Here is an 18,655-nt window from a genome sequence, read left to right as displayed (position 1 = left end):
TTTTTATGCAGCCTGATGTAAAATCGATACGACCCTTTGTAGGTGCCAGGTCATATAAAGACTCCCGGGAGTTTTATGCCTTGCTGGGTTTTGATGAGGTAGTGATCGATCAGGGGATGTCGCTGTTTCGCTTGGGTAGCTTTAGTTTTTATTTGCAGGATTACTACCAAAAGCAGTGGCTAAACAATTCAATGATTTTTCTGGAAGTAGCCAACCTGGACGCTTATCACGACCAGTTGGCGAGTCTTTCGCTTCCATCTCGATACAAAGCTTGTAGGCTATCTGAGATCAAATCAGAGGACTGGGGGCGTGAGTTTTTTCTACATGACCCTGCAGGTGTCTTGTGGCACATCGGAGAGTTTACTGCGTCCTGATTGCAATTACAGGATCCAGCCTGGCAGCCATGGCTGCAGGAATGATACCAGATGCCATTCCGATGATAGCTGAGACTCCAAGGCCCAGCGCAATATTCGAAAAGCTCAGCACCAGCTCAAGAGATCCGAGGCTTATAAACGATAGCAGCCACACCATCAGAATGCCGAACCCTCCTCCTAAAACACTGAGAAAAACTGATTCGAAAAGAAATTGGAAGAGGATGAAATAATTTTTGGCTCCAAGTGATTTTTGGATGCCTATGATATTGGTACGCTCTCTCACAGATACAAACATGATATTGGCTATACCAAACCCTCCCACGAGGATGGAAAACCCACCGATGACCCATCCGGCCAGACCAATGACATCAAAAGTGCTGCCGATGAAGTTGGCAATAGCTTCTGGTCGGTTGAGAGCAAAATTGTCCTCTTCTTTTGGTTTGAGTGCTCGTTTTTTACGCATGAGCCCACGGAGCTCTGCCTCAAGTTCTACCAGGCCTATGTCCTTGTCTAGGCCTTTTACGGTGATGCGTGAGCCCACGCCTCTGCGTTGCCCAGAGTAAAATACCTTGAGAAAAGATTTGTAAGGAAGATAAATATTTTCATCATTGGTGGGAGCACCTAAGAAGCTGTCTCCTTCTTCTTTGATCACCCCTATCACATAATATTTGAGTCCGCGTACTTTTATTTCTTTACCGATCGGGTTTTGATCGGGGAAGAGCTCTGATGCTGGCCGGTGACCGAGAATCACCACATTTCGGCCTGCCTGATCTTCCTGAGGTGTGAAATACCGCCCTTTGATAATTGGTATTTCGTACACGTCCTTATGGCCATGCACCACGCCTACCAGGTCTAGGTCCATACTACTACTGCTGTTGTATTTGGCAGTAATGCCTCCTCGCACTGCGAAGATGGAAATGCCTTTGGCGTTTTTTACATTTTCTTGCAAAAACTCATACTCGTCAAAAGTAGGGTGCGGGCGCTGGAGGTATTTCCACCACGGATAGGGACCACCCCCAAATCCATACGGCCATTTTTCTACATTGATATTGTTGGTGCCCAGAAAGTTGAGGCTGTCTTTGATGCTGCGCTCCAGAGAATCTACTAAGGTAAATACCGCTATGATGGCAAATATGCCGATTGTAACACCGAGTAATGACAAAGTGGTGCGAAGGAGGTTCATACGCAGAGCGTTCCATGCAAAACGGAAGCTTTCCAGGATAAGGCGGATTATGAGCACAGCGTCGTTTTTGGGTTTACAACTGGTAAGGTAATATGATTTTTATAGTAAAAAAACAAAACTATTTGCTAATTTTGCGGACTTATTTAATCTAGATACGATTAAAAAATCTCAATAATTCAATATGAAGTTATCCGCGTTTAAGTTTGATCTACCCTCTAGCCATATAGCTCTACGCCCTACCGAAAACCGTGACGAATCCAGATTGATGGTGATCCACAAGGACACTGGCGAAATCGAGCATAAGATTTTCAAAGATATAGTAGATTATTTTGATGAAGGTGATATGATGGTGATCAATAACACCAAAGTATTTCCTGCCAGATTGTATGGAAACAAGGAGAAAACCGGAGCCAAAATTGAAGTATTCCTTTTGAGAGAACTCAATAAGGAAATGAAGCTATGGGATGTATTGGTAGATCCTGCTCGAAAAATACGTGTGGGTAATAAATTATACTTCGGAGAGGGTGAATTGGTAGCTGAGGTTATCGATAATACCACTTCAAGAGGAAGAACCATTCGTTTTCTATTTGATGGCGATGAAACGGATTTTTATAAGATGATTGATCGTCTGGGTGAAACTCCTTTGCCAAAGCGAATAGAGCGAGCTGCAGAGCCAGAAGATCGTGAGCGATTCCAGACTATATATGCAGAGCATGTGGGTGCTGTAGCGGCTCCTACTGCGGGATTGCACTTTACGCAGCAGGTGATGAAGCGTCTGGAAATTAAGGGTATAGATATAGACCCTATCACTCTGCATGTAGGTTTGGGTACCTTCCGTCCGGTAGATGTAGAGGATCTTACGAAACATAAGATGGACAGTGAGAACTACATAGTGCCTGAGTCTACCGCTGATCGTGTAAACCGGGCCTTGGACGAAAAGCGAAGAGTAGTATCTGTAGGTACTACGGTGATGCGTACCCTGGAGTCTTCTGTGTCTGCTAGTGGTCGTCTCAAAGCCAATGAAGGATGGACGGATAAGTTTATCTTCCCTCAGTATGATTTCAAGATTTGCAATGCCCTGGTGACAAACTTCCACCTGCCAGAGTCTACACTACTCATGATGGCAGCAGCATTTGGTGGCTATGACCTCATCATGGATGCATACCAGACGGCAATCAAAGAAAAGTATAGATTTTTCACCTATGGTGATGCTATGCTGATCATCTAAGTATGAGCAAAAGCGTAGTGATAGTGGCTGGTGGTAGCGGCACGCGCATGCGTCAGTCGCTCCCGAAGCAGTTTATCGAATTAAAAGAAAAGCCTATAATGGTACATACCATTGAGGCTTTTTTTGGTTATGACCCTGCCATAGAGGTAGTGGTAGTGTTGCCAGTAGCCCATCGGGCAAAATGGGAGGATATCCAAAAGCAGTTTTTTGCTGGGAAGAACGTGCAGGTAGCGCTGGGCGGATCCTCGCGCTATCAGAGTGTGGCTGCCGGCTTGCGACTGGTCTCTGGTGATGTAGTGGCCATCCATGATGCTGTACGGCCGCTCGTGCCCCGGGAGGTTATTGCAGAGAGTTTTCAGGCTGCTGCTACACACGGTTCGGGAGTAGCCATGGTGGCACTCAAAGATTCCATTCGGAAGAAGCACGGGAGTCTTACAGAAAGTAGAAATCGAGCAGAATATTTATTGGTACAGACCCCTCAAACTTTTCAAGTTGATTTGATTCGAAAAGCTTTTGCGCTCGGAGAGCAGCCGGTTTTTACTGATGATGCCTCTGTATATGAGGCTGCCGGTATGGAGGTGGTACCCGTGGAGGGGAGTTACCGCAACCTGAAAATCACTACTCCAGAAGATTTGCTAGTGGCTCAGGCGCTTATGGACTAAGTAGCCCGGAAGCTCAAGAAATAGAAAAGGCCCTCGAAGCAGGGCCTTTTTCGTAAATGTCTTTTTAATAAGTTGTGTCAGTATTCATCTTCATTGAAGAAGAAGTCCTCTTTTGTGGGGTAGTCTGGCCAGATTTCTTCGATATTTTCGTATGGCTGCCCATCATCTTCAAGTTCCTGGAGGTTTTCTACCACCTCAAGAGGAGCACCCGAACGGATTGAGTAGTCGATTAATTCGTCTTTGGTTGCCGGCCATGGTGCGTCTTCAAGGTATGAAGCTAATTCTAATGTCCAATACATATCTTATGCCTTTATGAAATTTCGTGCAAAAATAGTTTTTCTGGTGTAAAATCAAATTCTATATTGACCCACCCCGCATTATTATTACACTTTAATGTAAAAAGCAATTATTTTGTTTCATTTTCGAGAAAAACTTTCACTTATCTGCTTTTAGCATTTCTAATAAGCGCGTTTTTACAGCGATTTTATTTTGCTGCTGCATGAGCTTTTTCTCTACCATGCTGAGCATATTTCCACTCGATGGAGCAAAGTTGGCAGAGTTTTCCTGGTATTTTTCCAGATCGGCCTGATCACGGCTGATAAGCTCTTCCAGTACACCTATGCGTATCTGTGTTTTCTTGACTTTGTCCATTTCTCCGAAATTGCTGAAGCGCTTGTTGGCTAGCTTATCTACAAAATCACGCTCCATCAGTAGCTGGATGGTTGCAAAGGCTTCTTTGCGGAGCTGCTTGAGCTGAGGCTCATGCGGACGATAGGCTTTTAGTTTATTGCGAAGTGCGTCTAGCTCTTTGAAGTTGTAAGGCCGCTCACCACTCAAGAACTCATTGAGGACCTGATTGACCTCTGCAAAATCAATGGACGGCTGTTGAGGTCTGCCTTGTGGTCTGGGCCTGGGACTCACTTTTGGTTTTAGAGCATAATTGAAAGCCTTTAGAAGAGGTACATATTGTGTTTTTGGCACATTGCCTATTTCTTTCCATTCGGCTTTCAGGGCTTTTACTTCATCGAAGCGCTCCTTACCACGAAGGTTTGCCAGGTTTTGTGCACGGTTTACCAGCTGTTCATACTCACGTACACGTTTGTCACCCAGTCTTTTCTTGTCTTCGTAAAACCGTTTTTTCTTTTCAAAAAAAGCATCTATTACTCCCCAAAACTCTTCTTCCAGGCGCTCTTGATCTTCTTCTTTGGCATTGCCCGTTTTTATCCACCGCTCTTTGATGTCGTGGATTTCAGCGGTAGCTTCTTTCCAGTTGATCTTTTCAGCAGCTGCTTTTACCTCATCGAGTAGGGCAGTTTTGATTTCAGTATTTTTCTCCCGGTTTTTCTCAATGATGTCCTGGAGGAGGACTTCTTGTTTTTCAAGTCTTTCAAGAAGTGCTGGATAGTCACCCAGGCCATCGTGTCTGGTGAGGAGCTCCTTGAGGTGGAGTAGTTTCATCAGAAAAGATCCCTTGTTTTGAGAGCTTTCTATATCGTCTTCTACTTTAGTTACTTTGGCTTCTAGTTCAATGTATTTGTCCTCGAAATACTTAATAGATGTAGCCTCATCTTCTCTTACCTCTCCTATTTCGCGCTCGTCGTGCGGCCCCCAGGGGTTGAGATAGATTTTGTTTTCTTTGATTTTACCGAAAGGTATTTCCTTTGCACTCACAACTTAAAACTGTTTGACACTTGGTATCGTCGGACAGATAAATACAGTAACTTCGACGTTGAAATTTGAAATTACGCAAAAATGTCAGACGAAAAAATAATCTTTTCAATGGCGGGGGTAAACAAAATATACCCTCCTAAGAAACAGGTACTTAAAAATATATACCTATCCTTCTTTTACGGTGCGAAGATAGGAGTGTTGGGTTTAAATGGATCAGGAAAATCATCCTTATTACGAATAATCGCCGGTATAGACCAAGATTTTCAGGGAGAAGTGGTGTTTTCGCCCGGGTATAGCGTGGGTTTGTTGGAGCAAGAACCTGCTCTAGATCAGGAAAAAACGGTAAAAGAAGTCATCAGTGAGGCTGTTTCTGAGATCACAGATTTGCTCAAAGAATACGATGAGATCAACCTGAAATTCAGCGAACCTGAAATACTGGAAGACCCTGATAAGATGAATAAGCTCATCGAGCGGCAGGGTGCTGTGCAGGAAAAACTGGATCAGGTAGGCGCCTGGGAGCTTGATAACAAGCTGGAGCGTGCGATGGATGCACTGCGTACTCCACCAGAAGATGCAGTGATCAAAAACCTGTCGGGTGGTGAGAAACGCAGGGTGGCGCTTTGCCGCCTGTTGTTGCAGGAGCCCGATGTGCTTTTGCTGGATGAGCCTACCAACCACCTCGATGCTGAGTCTGTGCACTGGCTAGAGCAGCACTTGCAGCAATACAAAGGAACGGTCATCGCCGTGACCCACGACCGCTACTTTTTGGACAATGTAGCCGGTTGGATTTTGGAACTGGACCGGGGAGAAGGTATCCCATGGAAAGGAAACTACAGTAGCTGGCTAGACCAAAAACAAAAGCGACTGGCGCAGGAAGAAAAGTCAGAATCTAAGCGCCAAAAAACACTGGAGCGAGAGCTGGAGTGGGTACGGATGACTCCAAAAGGCAGACAAGCCAAGGCCAAAGCAAGGCTTTCGGCTTATGATAAGCTAATGGGGGAAGAAGGCAAAGAAAAAGAATCACAACTGGAACTCTACATCCCACCAGGGCCACGTCTGGGTGCCAAAGTAATAGAAGCCACGGGTGTGTCTAAGGCCTATGGAGACAAGCTCTTGTTTGAAAACCTAACGTTTAGCCTGCCGCAAGGTGGAATAGTAGGGGTAATTGGTCCCAATGGCGCAGGTAAAACTACGCTCTTTAACCTGATCACGGGAAAAGAGCAGCCGGATGCAGGTACATTTGAGGTGGGATCTACCGTGAAAATGGCATATGTGGATCAGGAACACAATGACTTGAAGCCAGATGATACCGTTTTTGATGCGATCTCTGGCGGTAATGAAATCATCCAGTTAGGAGATCGAGAGATGAATGCCCGAGCTTACGTAAGCCGATTTAATTTTTCTGGCTCTGACCAGACGAAAAAAGTAGGGGTGCTATCAGGTGGAGAGCGCAACCGTGTACACCTGGCCATCACGCTTAAAGAGGGCGCAAACCTCATCCTTTTGGATGAACCTACCAACGACCTGGATGTAAACACACTCCGTGCGCTGGAGGAGGCCCTCGAAAGCTTCGCCGGCTGTGCAGTAGTCATATCACATGATAGATGGTTTTTGGATAGAATCTGTACACATATACTAGCCTATGAAGGAGACTCTCAGGTGTATTGGTTTGAGGGCAACTTTACCGAATATGAGGAAAACAGGAAAAAGAGGCTAGGGGATGACACGCCCAAGCGTATCAAGTACCGAAACCTGAAATAATGAAGCAAAAGGAATGCCCATCCTGTGCCATGGAAGTACCGGCCCGAAGCAAGGAATGTCCGATATGCGGATATGAATTCACAGACTTTAGTCCCGGATATAAATGGGTGGCTATACTGCTGATCATTCTATTTTTACTTTACCTGTTTATTTGAACATAAAAAAGCGGCTGACCCAATTATGAGTCAGCCGCTTTTGTTTTTTGATCACAAGCTTATGCTTCGGCTAGCTGTGGTGCAGCTGGAAAATCTATTTCCGTGTCTGCCAGGTGGTTGGCATAGTTGGTAATCGTATTGACTGCAACCAGGCCTATCAATTCAGCCAAAGCAGCTTTTGAGTACCCGGCAGCATGAAAGGCATCCACCACATTTTGCTCAGGTTTGCCTCGGCTGATCGTGATAGCTTTAGCCAGGTCACTCAATGCTTTTAGTTTTTCATCCGCGATCTCTCCAGTACGGATAGCAACTGTCTCTTCCTCAGAGAACCCCTGCATTTTACCCACTGTGGTGTGGGCTGCCAGGCAGTAGTCACATGTATTGGCTTCAGCTACTGCTAGTGCTACCGCTTCTACTTCTTTGGCGGTGAACTCACCTTTGGATAGGGTGTCAGCCAGTCCTAGTAGCCCTCCCAGGGCTTTGGGGGAGTTGCCAATGGCAGCATATACGTTGGGCACTTTTCCTAGTTTTTCCTTCAGCTGGTCAAAGATTTGTTGTGATTCTTGTGGTGCATTTTCGTAGGTCAATACTTCTAGATTCTTCATTTTCATTTCAAATTTATATGTAATAAATAAAGTTACATATATACACGCTAGTTTGATGGTGGAGTTGCATCATTTAAGACTGAGCATGGAGAAATGTAAGGGCGCTGACAGTGTGGATACTATTGGCCTTTGGCAATGGCTTCTTCTCCCACTTTGGCTCGTAGCTTTTGGGTCAGCTGGTCTATCGTTTCATTATCTAGTGCAGGTTTCATGTCCTGCTCAGCCTGAGAAAAGCTATCCGAAACCAAAAAGCCAAGGTGACTACTGACCGGGCACGTGGGGTTGATTTTAGCAGGTTGCCGAAAGAGCTGGCTATCACGAGTGGCCAGGTACAGGTCCCAAAGGGAGATTTCACTAGCAGCTCTATTGAGCGCAAAACCACCTTTTGGTCCAGCCACGGTTTTAACGATGCCAGCTGTTCGAAGCAGACCAATGAGTCTTCGAATGACGACAGCATTGGTCATTAGGCTTTCTGCGAGCTCTGTAGATGGCACGAGCTTGTAGCGGTGTACATTGAGGTAAATGCACAAATGGATGGCCTTCGCATATTGAGTGCTCGCTTGCATGCTTCAAAAATAATCGAAAATTAGAGGCCTTCCTGATCGATCAGGTAGATCATGGCTGCCATAGTGGCTGCACCTAGTTCCAGTTCTCTTTTGTCTACCACCTCAAATACATCTGCAGCAGTGTGGTGGTAGTTGAAGTATTTCTGCGGGTTCGGTTCCATTTCCATTAGGAACACAACCTGATCTTCCAGCGGGCTGATGTCTGCTCCTGAGCCGATGTTTTCAAAACTCCAAACATGGTAAGGGCGGAAGTAGGGCGCCCAGCTTTGTATTTTTTTGCGTTGCTTGTCTGTACCCATAGAGGAGAAGCCCATTGGGCCAAAAGAACCCGAGTCAGACTCCAGTGCCGCCAGATGTTTTTCTCCTTTGGCTTTGGCCATTTCGGCATATTTCTCTCCACCTCTTAGGCCATTTTCTTCGTTCATAAACATGACCACTCGGAGCGTACGTTTCGGCCTTAGCCCCAGGTTGAGCAGTGTGCGACCCACTTCGATAGACATCATGCAGCCGCCACCGTCATCGTGAGCTCCCTCGCCCAGGTCCCAGGAGTCCAGATGGCCGCCCACTACCAGGTACTCATCAGGAGTCTCTGTGCCGGTGATTTCGCCAATCACATTGTAAGAAAGTACTTCGCCTTCCATTTTGCAGTGGGTCTCCATATAGATTTTTAGTTCTTTTTGTGCTGCGATTTGTTTGCTGAGTGCATCGGCATCTTGCGTGCTGATGGCCACTGCAGGAATGCGTGGCATCAGGGGCTTATAGACCAGTGAACCCGTGTGAGGGATGTCATCTATGCGGTTGGTCATCGATCGGACGATCACCGCTTTGGCTCCAAACTTACCTGCCTCGGAAGCACCATATGCTCGCTGCACCACAGCAGACCCATAAGCGCTAAAGGTGTTGATTTTGGTCGGGTCCATTTTGCCATTGTAGAAGACGATTTTGCCTTCCAGCTTTTTGCCGAGCCTATTGACTTCTTCTATGCTGCTCACCTCCACTACTTCAGCTAGTACGCCATCCGGACCTGTGCCAATGGAGTTGCCCAGTGCGGTGGTGCTCAGCTCCCAGGTACCGTGCGTTTGTGAATTGATCACTCTTGCAATTTCTTGTTGTCCTCGCACCCATTTTGGTACCATTACGGGCTGTAAGTACACCGTATCAAAGCCATAGCTGGCCATCAGTTGGCGGGTGTACTCTACAGCTGCTGCTGCCTGAGGAGAGCCCGAAAGCCGGGGGCCAATTTGCTTGCAGAGGTAGCGTAGGTTTTCATACGCTTCACTCTGTGTGAGCTGATAGTCATAAATCTGCTTGATGGTAGCTTCATGCTGGGCAGTGAGCGTGAGTGGGACTAAAAAAAGGGCTAAAAGGAGTGTTCGCATAATTCTTGTGTTTCACTCGCAATTTAGCCCTTGCTTATTTTTATACCCTACCGACTATATAAATATCAGCAGCATCCTCCGCCATCGTAGTGGAAAGTGCTTTCGGAAATGAACAGATCATCTCTGCCCAGCGCAGCGAGGTTGCCTGCGGTTTTATCACAAACGGCTAGCGGCTGATTGGGGGTAAGTACGTGCCCTTTGTGGTCATCGAAGTACTCCTCATCTCCGAAGTAAATGGCTGTTTTACCAGTAAAAACACATGGCCCATCCTCGGGCATTGGGTCTTTTATGGCACAAACTTCCACACTTTCTATGAAAATGGACTCGGGAGTATCGTAGTGTTTTGGGTCTAAAATGCGGTAGGGGCGCTTAGCGCGTATCTCCACTGTACCAAAGCCTATATCGGTGATCATTTTTATATAGTCATTTAGTGGGAGAGCTCCACTGAGGCAAAGTCCGCGTAGCTCTGGATCGTTTTTCAGGTTTTCGGGCATGGTCGACTCGCTGATAGGGTCAGAAAGCACAAGCCTGCCGTGAGGTTTGAGTACCCGATACATTTCCTGAAGGGCCTTTTTGAGGTCATCTTCATGAAAAATATTGAACAAGCAGTTTTGTGCTGCCACGTCAATGGAAGCATCCTCCACGGGAAGGTTTAGCGCGTCGCCTTTGCGTAGCTCTACATAGTCTGACTGAAACCACGGATTGAGTGTCTCCGCCTCTGTAAAGTTTTTGCGGCTGGCTTCGAGCATTTCGTCCACCACTTCTACACCGATCACGCCACTTTTTTGTCTGCTGAAATAGGCAAACTGCAGCAGCTCCATGCCCCCGCCCACCCCTACATAAAGAATCCTGGGGTTGTTGACCAGGTCTCTTGGGTGCACAGTGCTTCCACAGCCGTAGTTCATTTGTTGCATGATTTTGGGGATTTCCAGTTCTGGAAAAGCCCACACAGGGGTGGTGGTGCAGCACAACCCCACGTCTGGAGTGATAGCAGCTTTTTTGTATATGTCTTTGGTGACGTCCAGGTATTGTTCCATTGGTTTTTATTGAGGTTTGATGTACTCGTTAGGTAGTGGTGCCTCCACAGCTAGATCCGGCGCCTGCGGTGCAGCCGTAGCAGTGCTGACTAATCCGTATGGGGCGATTGTGGATTTGCTGGAGGTTAAAGTCGGAAATGTGCTGAGGAGCGTTTTCCAGCTTCATGTCCAGCATTTGATTAAAATCACAATCATACAGGTAGCCGTCCCAGCTCACACTGATGGTGTTGCGACACATGACGCCTGGTGCAGCCATCGGGTTGAAGGCATTGGCCAGTTCTGTCATGTATTCTTCATAGTTTTCTGAAGTGATCAGATAGTCCAAAAACCGGCTAATGGGAAGGTTTGTAATGGCAAAAAGGTCATTGAAGACGATTTCGTACATGTCCCACAGCTTTTGCTTAAACTCTCCCTGAAGCTCTTGCTGATCGCCTGGTAAAAAGGCCCCAGAGGGGTTGTAGACCAGGTCCAGCTTCAGTCCTGAGTCTGGATTGCCATAGCCTACTTCGTTGAGCATCTTTAGCGCGCGGATGGATTTTTCGAACACTCCCTCGCCACGTTGTGCATCGGTACGGCGTGCAGCAAAATAGGGCAGCGATGATACCACGTTGATCTTGTGTTTTTTATAAAACTCAGGAAGGTCGTGGTATTTGGGGTTGGCTACTATGATGGTGAGGTTGCACCGCACGATAATGTGCTTGCCCAGTGCGGAAAGCTCCTCCACAAACCAGCGAAAATGTGGGTTCATTTCTGGTGCTCCTCCGGTGAGGTCAATGGTCTGTACTTCACTTCCTTTTACTGCCTCGAGTATCTGCTCCATGGTATCACGCGTCATGATCTCTGTGCGGTCTGGTCCGGCATCTACATGGCAGTGTTTGCAGACCTGATTGCACATTTTACCTACGTTGATCTGGAAGATCTCCAGGTTGGTAGGCTTTAGCGGAAAAAGGCCAATGTTTTCCAGCTTTTGCTGAAAGCTAGGGATGCCAATCGACTCATAATCATCGAGTATCCCTACTTGCTTTTCTGCACGGGCCAATTCATGTTGCTGTCTGCTTAGTGACTTTATGCTCATGATAAATTTGGGTTTCGAGTTTTCTTCAATGCTTTTGATGCGCTGAGTGCTTACATCATTTTATCTTTCACCTGGTTCATCATCTGCGTGCCGTGCACGAGTGATGCCCCTCCGCGGATGGCCGCCGCTACATGAATGGCTTCCATCATTTGCTCCTCATCTGAGCCTTTTTTCAAAGAGTCAGCCGTGTAGGCATCTATGCAGTAAGGGCACTGCACGGCATGAGCTACAGCCAAAGCGATGAGTGATTTTTCTCTGGCAGATAGTGCGCCGGGCTCAAATACGGTGCCGTAGTAGTCAAAGAATTTTTCGCCCATTTCTTTTTGAAATTCGGTGATGTTGCCAAATTTTCCCAGGTCTTCGCGGTTGTAATAGGTTTCTTTCATCATTGAATGGTTTAGTTATAAGATATTAGGTCCGGGCTCTGGCGTGTTAGGCTAGAGCCAATGCATACTGTATTTACCAGTTGTCTGGTGAATTTTTTTTAAGCAGTTACAAGTAAAATGGAATAGCTAAAAGTGAGGTTCCTCACCTTTGGCCCATTGGAGGGGCTCTTAGTGGCTTGTGAAAATAGGCGATGTTATCAGCCATTTTCATCACTGGAAACGGAAGCTCCCAGTGAGTACCTATCAGGGCAATGAGTGGCTTGAGTAGTTTCTTGCGTAGGGTACTTTTTGCAAGCCTTTGGAGTTCTTTGGGCGAGTTGAGGTCAAACTGTTGGGTTTGGCACACACTCTTGGGGAAGCAGCGCAAAAAATCTTCGGCAAATCGGGCCGATCCCCAGGGTAGTTTTGCAAACAGATGCCGCTCAAAGGCTGCCTTGTTGAAGCCCATAAGGTAGGCACCTCCGCGCTGGTCAGGACCGAGTACGGTTGGGTGGTGCTGCAGTGATTGGGATGCTTGTAGCAGATCTTCGGTGCTGAGCGTAGCACAGTCTGTGCCAATGACCAGTACACGAGACATGCCTGTTTCAAAGGCCCTCGCAATGGTGCTTGTGAGCCTTTGTTGAATTTGCGCTGGATGGGCAGAGCCACTGTCTATATGGTCTATCACCTCAAAGCCAGTGGCTTCAGCAACGCGCAGCGTACGTTTGTAGAGGTAGCTGATCACAGGAGAGCGATCCCAAAATCGCTTCCTCCTGATTTCCTCAGAGGCCTCACGCCGAAAGATCAATACCGCAGTACGCTTTTTCATCTAAACCAAGATACTAAAAGTTTTTCCTAAACTTTCACCTGCCTGGACTTACGAAATGCGAAATGTCAGCGGATGTTCAATTGCTATGATTTTATGAAACCTCTTCGATCTGGATGCCTACAGACTTCCAATCCTCCCAAAATGCCGGGTAGGATTTGGCTACTACGCCAGGGTCATCGATGGTGATGTCCTGTAGCATGCTCACCGGTGCAAAAGCCATAGCCATACGGTGGTCGTCGTAGGTATCGATGGTTTCGATCTTTGCAGGCACTTCGCCAGGCACCATTTTCCAGGTGTTGCCATCTTCGGTAAGCGTGGCGCCTAATTTTTTGAGCTCGGCCTGCATGGCGGCTATCCGGTCGGTTTCTTTGATGCGCAGGCTTTCGAGGCCTGTCATGTGTAGCGTCACACCTTTTAGCGCAGCAGTGACCAGTACTGTCTGTGCCAGGTCAGGGCAGGTTTTGAAGTTGATATCAATTGCTTTTTCTAATCGGCCATTGGAGGTGAGGTGAGCTCCTGAGGGGCTGTAGGTAGTTTGCACGCCCATTTTCTCCATGATTTTGACAATCTCCTGGTCACCTTGTAAGCTTTCACCTCGGAGGCCACCCAACAGTAAGTTGGTGTCTTCTCCCAAAGCGGCGATGGAGTACCAGTAGCTTGCTCCCGACCAGTCACTTTCTATGGCATAGGCACCACCGGTGTACTCCTGGTGGGGCACCGTGATGGTGTCTCCGGACCAATCGGCAGTTACGCCAAATCGCTTCATCAGGCCAAGTGTCATCTCTATGTAAGGACGGCTAAACACTTCGGTGGTCAGCTGGAGCTGTATGCCCTCAGGCAAGCTAGGGCCTATCATGAGCAGCGCACTGATAAACTGGCTACTGATGTTTCCCGGTATTTCAATGCGTTTGGCTTTTTGCTCCTGTAGCCCATTGATTTTTAGTGGCGGATAGCCTTCTTTTCCCAGGTATTCTATCTCTGCACCCAGTTTTCTGAGTGCATCTACCAGTAGGCCAATGGGACGCTCGCACATACGCGGTGTACCAGTGATGGTCTGTCCGGAGCCTTTCACTGCTAGAAAAGCTGTGCAAAAGCGCATGGTAGTGCCTGCATCCAATACATCCCAGGTTTGGCCTGCTTCTTGCATCAGACGTTGCATGGTTTGCGTATCGCGCGCTGCGGAAAGGTTGCTCAGCTCGAGCTTATTTCCACTCAATGCATTGATTAGTAGCGCTCTGTTGCTTTCACTTTTAGAGGATGTCAGTTGGACCTCACTCTGGAGTGATTCGCCGAATTTTTTTACGAGATATTTCAAGCCTAAATTATTTTTAACCAAGGGTAAACAGCTTTTTAATTGTTTGCGTTATACCCTTACTAAACTTTAAGTCACATGTTAATTACCAAAACACTAGGCACATTTATCGCCACAGCGCTGGTCGGATTTTTCACTTTGATGGTGTCTTCTCCAAAGAAGATTTCGAAAACAAAGTCAAAGACCGCCAAAACTAGTACGCAAAGCGGTATCGAGGAAAAGGAAAATCTTTTTATTTAAGGTTTTCATAAAACTTATAGGATTCACGAATCCATTCGGCGGATACCGTGACATCATATAAGCATGCGCCGATACGCTCGAGTAGTGAGAATCTGATTTCACTACCTACATTTTTTTTGTCCTGGCCCATGAGCTTCATCACCTCATCCAGAGGAGGAAGCTCATTGGTGCCGTAGATGCCGGTGAGGTAGTCACTGATCGCATTGACCTCTTGCAGGCTTAGCTTACCCGTTTTATAACTCAGATAGGCTTCCAGTATCATACCAATGGCTATTGCTTCTCCATGAAGCAAAGATTTGCTGGCGTTGAGGTACCACGTTTCTATACCATGGCCGAGGGTATGCCCAAAGTTGAGGATTTTGCGCAGCCCACCTTCGCGTGGATCTTCGGCTACCACTGCACCTTTGATTGCAATTGATTGGCGGATGACATCATTCCAATCCAGGTCGGGGAAGTCACTCGCAGAAGTCTGCTCATAATACTTTTGGTCGTAGATGAGGCCGTGTTTGATGACCTCAGCAAAGCCAGACCTCAGTTCTCGTGCTGGGAGCGTTTTTAAGAAGATATCCGACACGATGACCGCATCCGGGTCCTGAAATACGCCGATGTGGTTTTTGAAACCCATAAAATCGATGCCCAGCTTACCGCCGATGTTGGCATCTACAGCCGCTAGCAGAGTAGTGGGGATGTTGACAAACCGGATGCCGCGCTTATAAGTAGCTGCAGTAAATCCGCCCATGTCTCCAATCACCCCGCCTCCGAGATTTACCAGAAGCGATTTTCTGCTAAACCCCGCCGTGGTAAGCTGCTCCCAAATGTGCTGGCAGGTGTCCAGTGTTTTATGTTTTTCACCACTTTTGATGGCAATCACCAGGCTGTCTTCAGGCAGTCCCAGCAGTGGTAAGCAGTGCTTTTGGGTGTTCTCATCTACCAGGTAAGCCACCTTGTCCGGTGCCAGGTCGGTGAGTACTTTTTGAAGGGTCTCTGCGGGGGTGTCAGTGAAGTGAATGTAATCTGGTGTTTTCAAGATGCTAAGTGCTTGTGATTTAGGAGTGCAATGATCGTAAAAAATTGATGACGAGCTTACTATCTTTGCCGTCAGATTCAAAAGTATGTCAGAAAACTCAAAAATTAACTTCGAAGACACGGCTACTGCTTTTGCTCATAAGTCTGACTGGGAGCTAAAAAAGTCGCATTTCGTGTTTTCCACCATGAACTACCCCTGGATGGTGAAAGCTGGCACTACCCTTACTACAGCAGCTTTGAAGATACATTTACCTGTGAAGGGAATTATTCGCAAGACCTTGTTTGATCAGTTTTGCGGTGGCGAATCCATAGAAGGCAGTGAGCCTCGCATGATTCAGCTGGCCGAGCGAAACGTAAAAACAATCCTCGACTACAGTGTGGAAGGGGAGGCGAATGAAGATGGCTATGACGAGGCTATGGAAGAAGCCCTGCGGGTTTCGGCGTATGCCCGTCAGCATGTGAGTATTCCTTTTTGTGTGATCAAAATGAGTGGGCTGGGTTCGGTTCGGCTGATGGAGAAAAAGCAAAAAGGAGAAAAGCTTACCGATGAGGAACAGCAGCGCTATGATCGGATGAAATACCGCATAGATCGCATTGTGGGCCAGGCCGTGGAGCACGACATGAAGTTTATGATAGATGCAGAGGAGTCCTGGATACAGGATGTCATCGATGAGATCTGCTATGAGCTCATGATCAAATACAATAAGGAGCAGCCTTATGTGTACAACACTTACCAGCTGTACAGGCATGAAGCATACACCAATATGGTGCGGGCCTATGAGGAGGTCACGGCCAAAGGGTGTTACTTTGCGGCGAAGCTGGTACGTGGGGCCTATATGGAAAAGGAGCGAGAGCGTGCTGAGGAGCAAGGCTATCCAGATCCTATACAGCCGGATAAAGCTGCTACCGATCGTGATTACAACCGGGCACTGGAGTTTGCCATAGAGCACATCGATCGGTTTGCAGTGTGTGCAGGTACGCACAATGAGGCCTCCTGTCAGCTGCTGGTCAACCTGATGGATGCTCATGGTATAGCAAAATCCGATGATCGGGTGTATTTTGCGCAACTTTTGGGGATGAGTGATAACATCTCCTTTAAGCTGGCAGATATGGACTATAAAGTGGCCAAATATGTGCCGTACGGGCCTGTGGAAAAGGTGCTGCCATATCTTTTTCGCAGAGCGGATGAAAATACCTCGATAGCGGGGCAGAGTGGGCGTGAGTTCACTTTGGTGAAAAAAGAAATCAAAAGAAGACGAACAAAATAATGCACTTAACCGAACAGGAAATTCAGCGAAGAGAAGAGCGTGAAGCTTTGATGAAAATGGGAGTAGATCCGTATCCTGCGGAGCTATTTGAAGTAAATGTGTCTGCAAAAGACATCAAAGAAAACTATGAGCGCCGAAAGACCGATTATAAGGACATCTCCATAGCGGGCAGGCTTATGAGCCGCCGGATCATGGGGTCGGCATCATTCGCTGAAATCCAGGACAGCACAGGTAGAATCCAAATCTATGTGCGAAGAGACGATATCTGCCCTGAAGAGGACAAGTCACTTTACAATGATGTCTTCAAAAAACGTCTGGATATAGGGGATATCATCGGTATTCGTGGGTATGTGTTTACTACTCAGGTGGGTGAAATTTCTATCCATGTGACTGAGCTCAAGGTGCTGAGCAAATCACTACGTCCGCTGCCTATCGTAAAAGAGACTGAGGACGAGCAAGGAAACAAAAAGACCTATGATGCCTTCACCGATCCGGAGCAGCGCTATCGTCAGCGGTATTTGGACCTGATCGTCAATCCACATGTGAAGGAAACTTTTAAGAAGCGCACGCAGCTGGTCAACACCATTCGTGATTTTATGAATGAGCATGGCTACCTGGAGGTGGAAACGCCCATTTTGCAGCCCATCCATGGAGGTGCCGCAGCACGTCCGTTTGAGACGCACCACAATACCCTCGACATGAAGCTCTACCTCCGTATAGCGAATGAGTTGTACCTCAAGCGGCTGATCGTAGGTGGCTTTGATGGGGTGTATGAGTTTGCCAAAGACTTCAGAAACGAAGGGATGTCGCGCTTTCACAACCCGGAGTTTACACAGGTAGAGCTCTATGTAGCTTATAAGGACTACAACTGGATGATGGACTTCATGGAAGAGCTCGTGGAGCGCATTGCGATTAAGCTGCATGGAGATACCAAAGTGAAGGTAGGTGAAAACGTAATCGACTTCCAGCGACCATGGAAACGCTTCACCATGTTTGAGGCAATCGAGCATTTTACAGGTATAGACATCTCTCAGATGGAAGAGGCGGAGCTTCGTGAAACAGCCAAGAAACTCGACGTACCTACAGATGATACCATGGGTAAGGCCAAACTCATCGATGAGATATTTGGTGAGAAATGTGAAAGCCAGCTGATCCAGCCGACCTTCATCACGGACTATCCAGAGGAGATGTCTCCGCTGACGAAGAAGCACCGCTCCAAGCCAGGTCTGGTAGAACGCTTTGAGGCCATCTGTAATGGTAAAGAAATCATGAATGCCTACTCTGAGCTGAATGACCCTATCGATCAGCGCAAGCGCTTTGAAGATCAGCTAGAGCTGGCCAAACGTGGTGATGACGAGGCTATGGCCATGGATGAGGACTTTTTGCGAGCACTGGAGTACGGCATGCCTCCTACGGCAGGGGTAGGGCTTGGTATCGACCGACTTACCATGATCATGACGGATAGCAACTCCATTCAGGATGTGTTGTTTTTCCCTCAGATGAAGCCAGTGAAAAAGGCCAAAGTAGAACTCAATGAAGACGAAAAGCAGGTATTTGAGCTGCTCAAACCCCAGGGCCAAATGCCTCTGGACGAGCTGAAATCTGCCGCCGGACTGTCCAACAAAAAGTGGGATAAGGCTGTAAAAGGCCTCCGCAATGCGGGAGTGGTGAATGTTACCAAAGAAGATACTGGCATGGTGATCAGCGTGAAGTAACACGATCACTTAACCATAAAAGAAAAGTGCATTCGAGAGATCGGGTGCACTTTTTTTGTGTGCGCCCGGCAGGGCGCAAATACTTGGAGGTGAGTTTTTTTTTAAAAAAAAAAAAAGGGACAAGTCCTCTGTACGCCCGATGAGGGGAAGTACTAGCTGAGCGGCAAGTGTATTGTCTGTGAAGACCTGCATGAAGGAAGCCGA

At 47.3% G+C, this 18,655-nt stretch carries 20 protein-coding genes; 7 read left to right on the top strand and 13 right to left on the bottom strand.

Annotated features, from left to right (window positions below; all coding sequences use genetic code 11):
* Window positions 1–5: 5 nt before the first annotated feature.
* Window positions 6–374, top strand: a complete 369-nt coding sequence (locus C7460_RS20930; protein WP_115870096.1) for a VOC family protein — start codon at window positions 6–8, stop codon at window positions 372–374.
* On the opposite strand, the gene C7460_RS20925 is transcribed toward C7460_RS20930, so the two are convergent.
* Window positions 361–1,614: an ABC transporter permease gene (locus tag C7460_RS20925; protein ID WP_115870095.1), complete on the bottom strand. Its 1,254-nt coding sequence runs from the start codon at window positions 1,612–1,614 to the stop codon at window positions 361–363. The two genes, C7460_RS20930 and C7460_RS20925, sit on opposite strands and share 14 nt — an antisense overlap.
* A gap of 124 nt (window positions 1,615–1,738) precedes the next feature.
* On the opposite strand from C7460_RS20925, the gene queA reads away from it, so the two are divergent.
* Together queA and ispD are read left to right on the top strand one after the other, a co-directional pair.
* Window positions 1,739–2,785: a tRNA preQ1(34) S-adenosylmethionine ribosyltransferase-isomerase QueA gene (gene queA / locus C7460_RS20920; protein ID WP_115870094.1), complete on the top strand. Its 1,047-nt coding sequence runs from the start codon at window positions 1,739–1,741 to the stop codon at window positions 2,783–2,785.
* 2 nt (window positions 2,786–2,787) lie between these two features.
* On the top strand, window positions 2,788–3,447 hold the full coding sequence (gene ispD, locus C7460_RS20915) for a 2-C-methyl-D-erythritol 4-phosphate cytidylyltransferase (protein ID WP_115870093.1): 660 nt from the start codon (window positions 2,788–2,790) through the stop codon (window positions 3,445–3,447).
* A 77-nt stretch (window positions 3,448–3,524) separates the two neighbouring features.
* Here ispD and C7460_RS20910 read toward each other — a convergent pair whose 3' ends face one another.
* A complete protein-coding gene (locus C7460_RS20910) occupies window positions 3,525–3,746 on the bottom strand; it encodes a DUF2795 domain-containing protein (protein WP_115870092.1) in 222 nt (73 codons plus the stop codon).
* Window positions 3,747–3,882: 136 nt separating this feature from the next.
* A complete protein-coding gene (locus C7460_RS20905; RefSeq protein WP_115870091.1) occupies window positions 3,883–5,118 on the bottom strand; it encodes a DUF349 domain-containing protein in 1,236 nt (411 codons plus the stop codon).
* Between the two features lie 81 nt (window positions 5,119–5,199).
* Here C7460_RS20905 and ettA point away from each other — a divergent pair, with 81 nt between their 5' ends.
* Window positions 5,200–6,879 (top strand): energy-dependent translational throttle protein EttA, encoded by a 1,680-nt coding sequence (ettA, locus tag C7460_RS20900; RefSeq protein ID WP_115870090.1) that lies wholly within the window; start codon window positions 5,200–5,202, stop codon window positions 6,877–6,879.
* Window positions 6,879–7,034: a zinc ribbon domain-containing protein gene (locus C7460_RS20895; protein WP_115870089.1), complete on the top strand. Its 156-nt coding sequence runs from the start codon at window positions 6,879–6,881 to the stop codon at window positions 7,032–7,034. Before ettA ends, C7460_RS20895 begins: the two co-directional genes overlap by 1 nt.
* 59 nt (window positions 7,035–7,093) lie before the next feature.
* Here C7460_RS20895 and C7460_RS20890 read toward each other — a convergent pair whose 3' ends face one another.
* The 9 genes from C7460_RS20890 to aroB form a co-directional block, all read right to left on the bottom strand.
* The gene (locus C7460_RS20890) at window positions 7,094–7,639 is read right to left on the bottom strand and encodes a carboxymuconolactone decarboxylase family protein (protein ID WP_170148125.1); all 546 of its coding nucleotides are present in this window, start codon (window positions 7,637–7,639) and stop codon (window positions 7,094–7,096) included.
* A gap of 119 nt (window positions 7,640–7,758) precedes the next feature.
* The gene (locus C7460_RS20885) at window positions 7,759–8,205 is read right to left on the bottom strand and encodes an RrF2 family transcriptional regulator (RefSeq protein ID WP_115870087.1); all 447 of its coding nucleotides are present in this window, start codon (window positions 8,203–8,205) and stop codon (window positions 7,759–7,761) included.
* A 20-nt stretch (window positions 8,206–8,225) separates the two neighbouring features.
* Window positions 8,226–9,584, bottom strand: coding sequence for a M28 family peptidase (locus C7460_RS20880; RefSeq protein WP_115870086.1), 1,359 nt, complete (start codon window positions 9,582–9,584; stop codon window positions 8,226–8,228).
* 65 nt (window positions 9,585–9,649) lie between these two features.
* Window positions 9,650–10,621, bottom strand: a complete 972-nt coding sequence (gene arsM, locus C7460_RS20875) for an arsenosugar biosynthesis arsenite methyltransferase ArsM (protein WP_115870085.1) — start codon at window positions 10,619–10,621, stop codon at window positions 9,650–9,652.
* A gap of 28 nt (window positions 10,622–10,649) precedes the next feature.
* Window positions 10,650–11,690, bottom strand: coding sequence for an arsenosugar biosynthesis radical SAM (seleno)protein ArsS (gene arsS / locus C7460_RS20870; RefSeq protein ID WP_115870152.1), 1,041 nt, complete (start codon window positions 11,688–11,690; stop codon window positions 10,650–10,652).
* 56 nt (window positions 11,691–11,746) lie between these two features.
* Window positions 11,747–12,082, bottom strand: a complete 336-nt coding sequence (locus C7460_RS20865; RefSeq protein ID WP_115870084.1) for an arsenosugar biosynthesis-associated peroxidase-like protein — start codon at window positions 12,080–12,082, stop codon at window positions 11,747–11,749.
* A 142-nt stretch (window positions 12,083–12,224) separates the two neighbouring features.
* Window positions 12,225–12,890 (bottom strand): DUF2064 domain-containing protein, encoded by a 666-nt coding sequence (locus tag C7460_RS20860; RefSeq protein WP_115870083.1) that lies wholly within the window; start codon window positions 12,888–12,890, stop codon window positions 12,225–12,227.
* 91 nt (window positions 12,891–12,981) lie between these two features.
* Window positions 12,982–14,205 (bottom strand): 3-phosphoshikimate 1-carboxyvinyltransferase, encoded by a 1,224-nt coding sequence (aroA, locus tag C7460_RS20855; RefSeq protein ID WP_115870082.1) that lies wholly within the window; start codon window positions 14,203–14,205, stop codon window positions 12,982–12,984.
* 229 nt (window positions 14,206–14,434) lie between these two features.
* A complete protein-coding gene (gene aroB / locus C7460_RS20850; protein WP_245986507.1) occupies window positions 14,435–15,469 on the bottom strand; it encodes a 3-dehydroquinate synthase in 1,035 nt (344 codons plus the stop codon).
* Window positions 15,470–15,554: 85 nt separating this feature from the next.
* Between aroB and C7460_RS20845 the strand changes: the two genes are divergently transcribed.
* Together C7460_RS20845 and lysS are read left to right on the top strand one after the other, a co-directional pair.
* Window positions 15,555–16,736 carry a proline dehydrogenase family protein gene (locus C7460_RS20845; RefSeq protein WP_115870081.1) on the top strand — a complete coding sequence of 394 codons (1,182 nt, stop codon included), beginning with the start codon at window positions 15,555–15,557 and terminating at the stop codon, window positions 16,734–16,736.
* On the top strand, window positions 16,736–18,451 hold the full coding sequence (lysS, locus tag C7460_RS20840; RefSeq protein ID WP_115870080.1) for a lysine--tRNA ligase: 1,716 nt from the start codon (window positions 16,736–16,738) through the stop codon (window positions 18,449–18,451). The genes C7460_RS20845 and lysS overlap by 1 nt, the downstream gene beginning before the upstream one ends.
* A 9-nt stretch (window positions 18,452–18,460) precedes the next feature.
* Here lysS and C7460_RS24140 read toward each other — a convergent pair.
* Window positions 18,461–18,655 (bottom strand): hypothetical protein (locus tag C7460_RS24140; RefSeq protein WP_221409598.1); only part of this gene is annotated, 195 nt, incomplete at its 5' end.

The sequence above is a fragment of the Marinoscillum furvescens DSM 4134 genome, from assembly GCF_003386095.1.
Classification (GTDB): domain Bacteria; phylum Bacteroidota; class Bacteroidia; order Cytophagales; family Cyclobacteriaceae; genus Marinoscillum; species Marinoscillum furvescens.
This window is presented reverse-complemented; position numbering and strand designations above follow the sequence as displayed.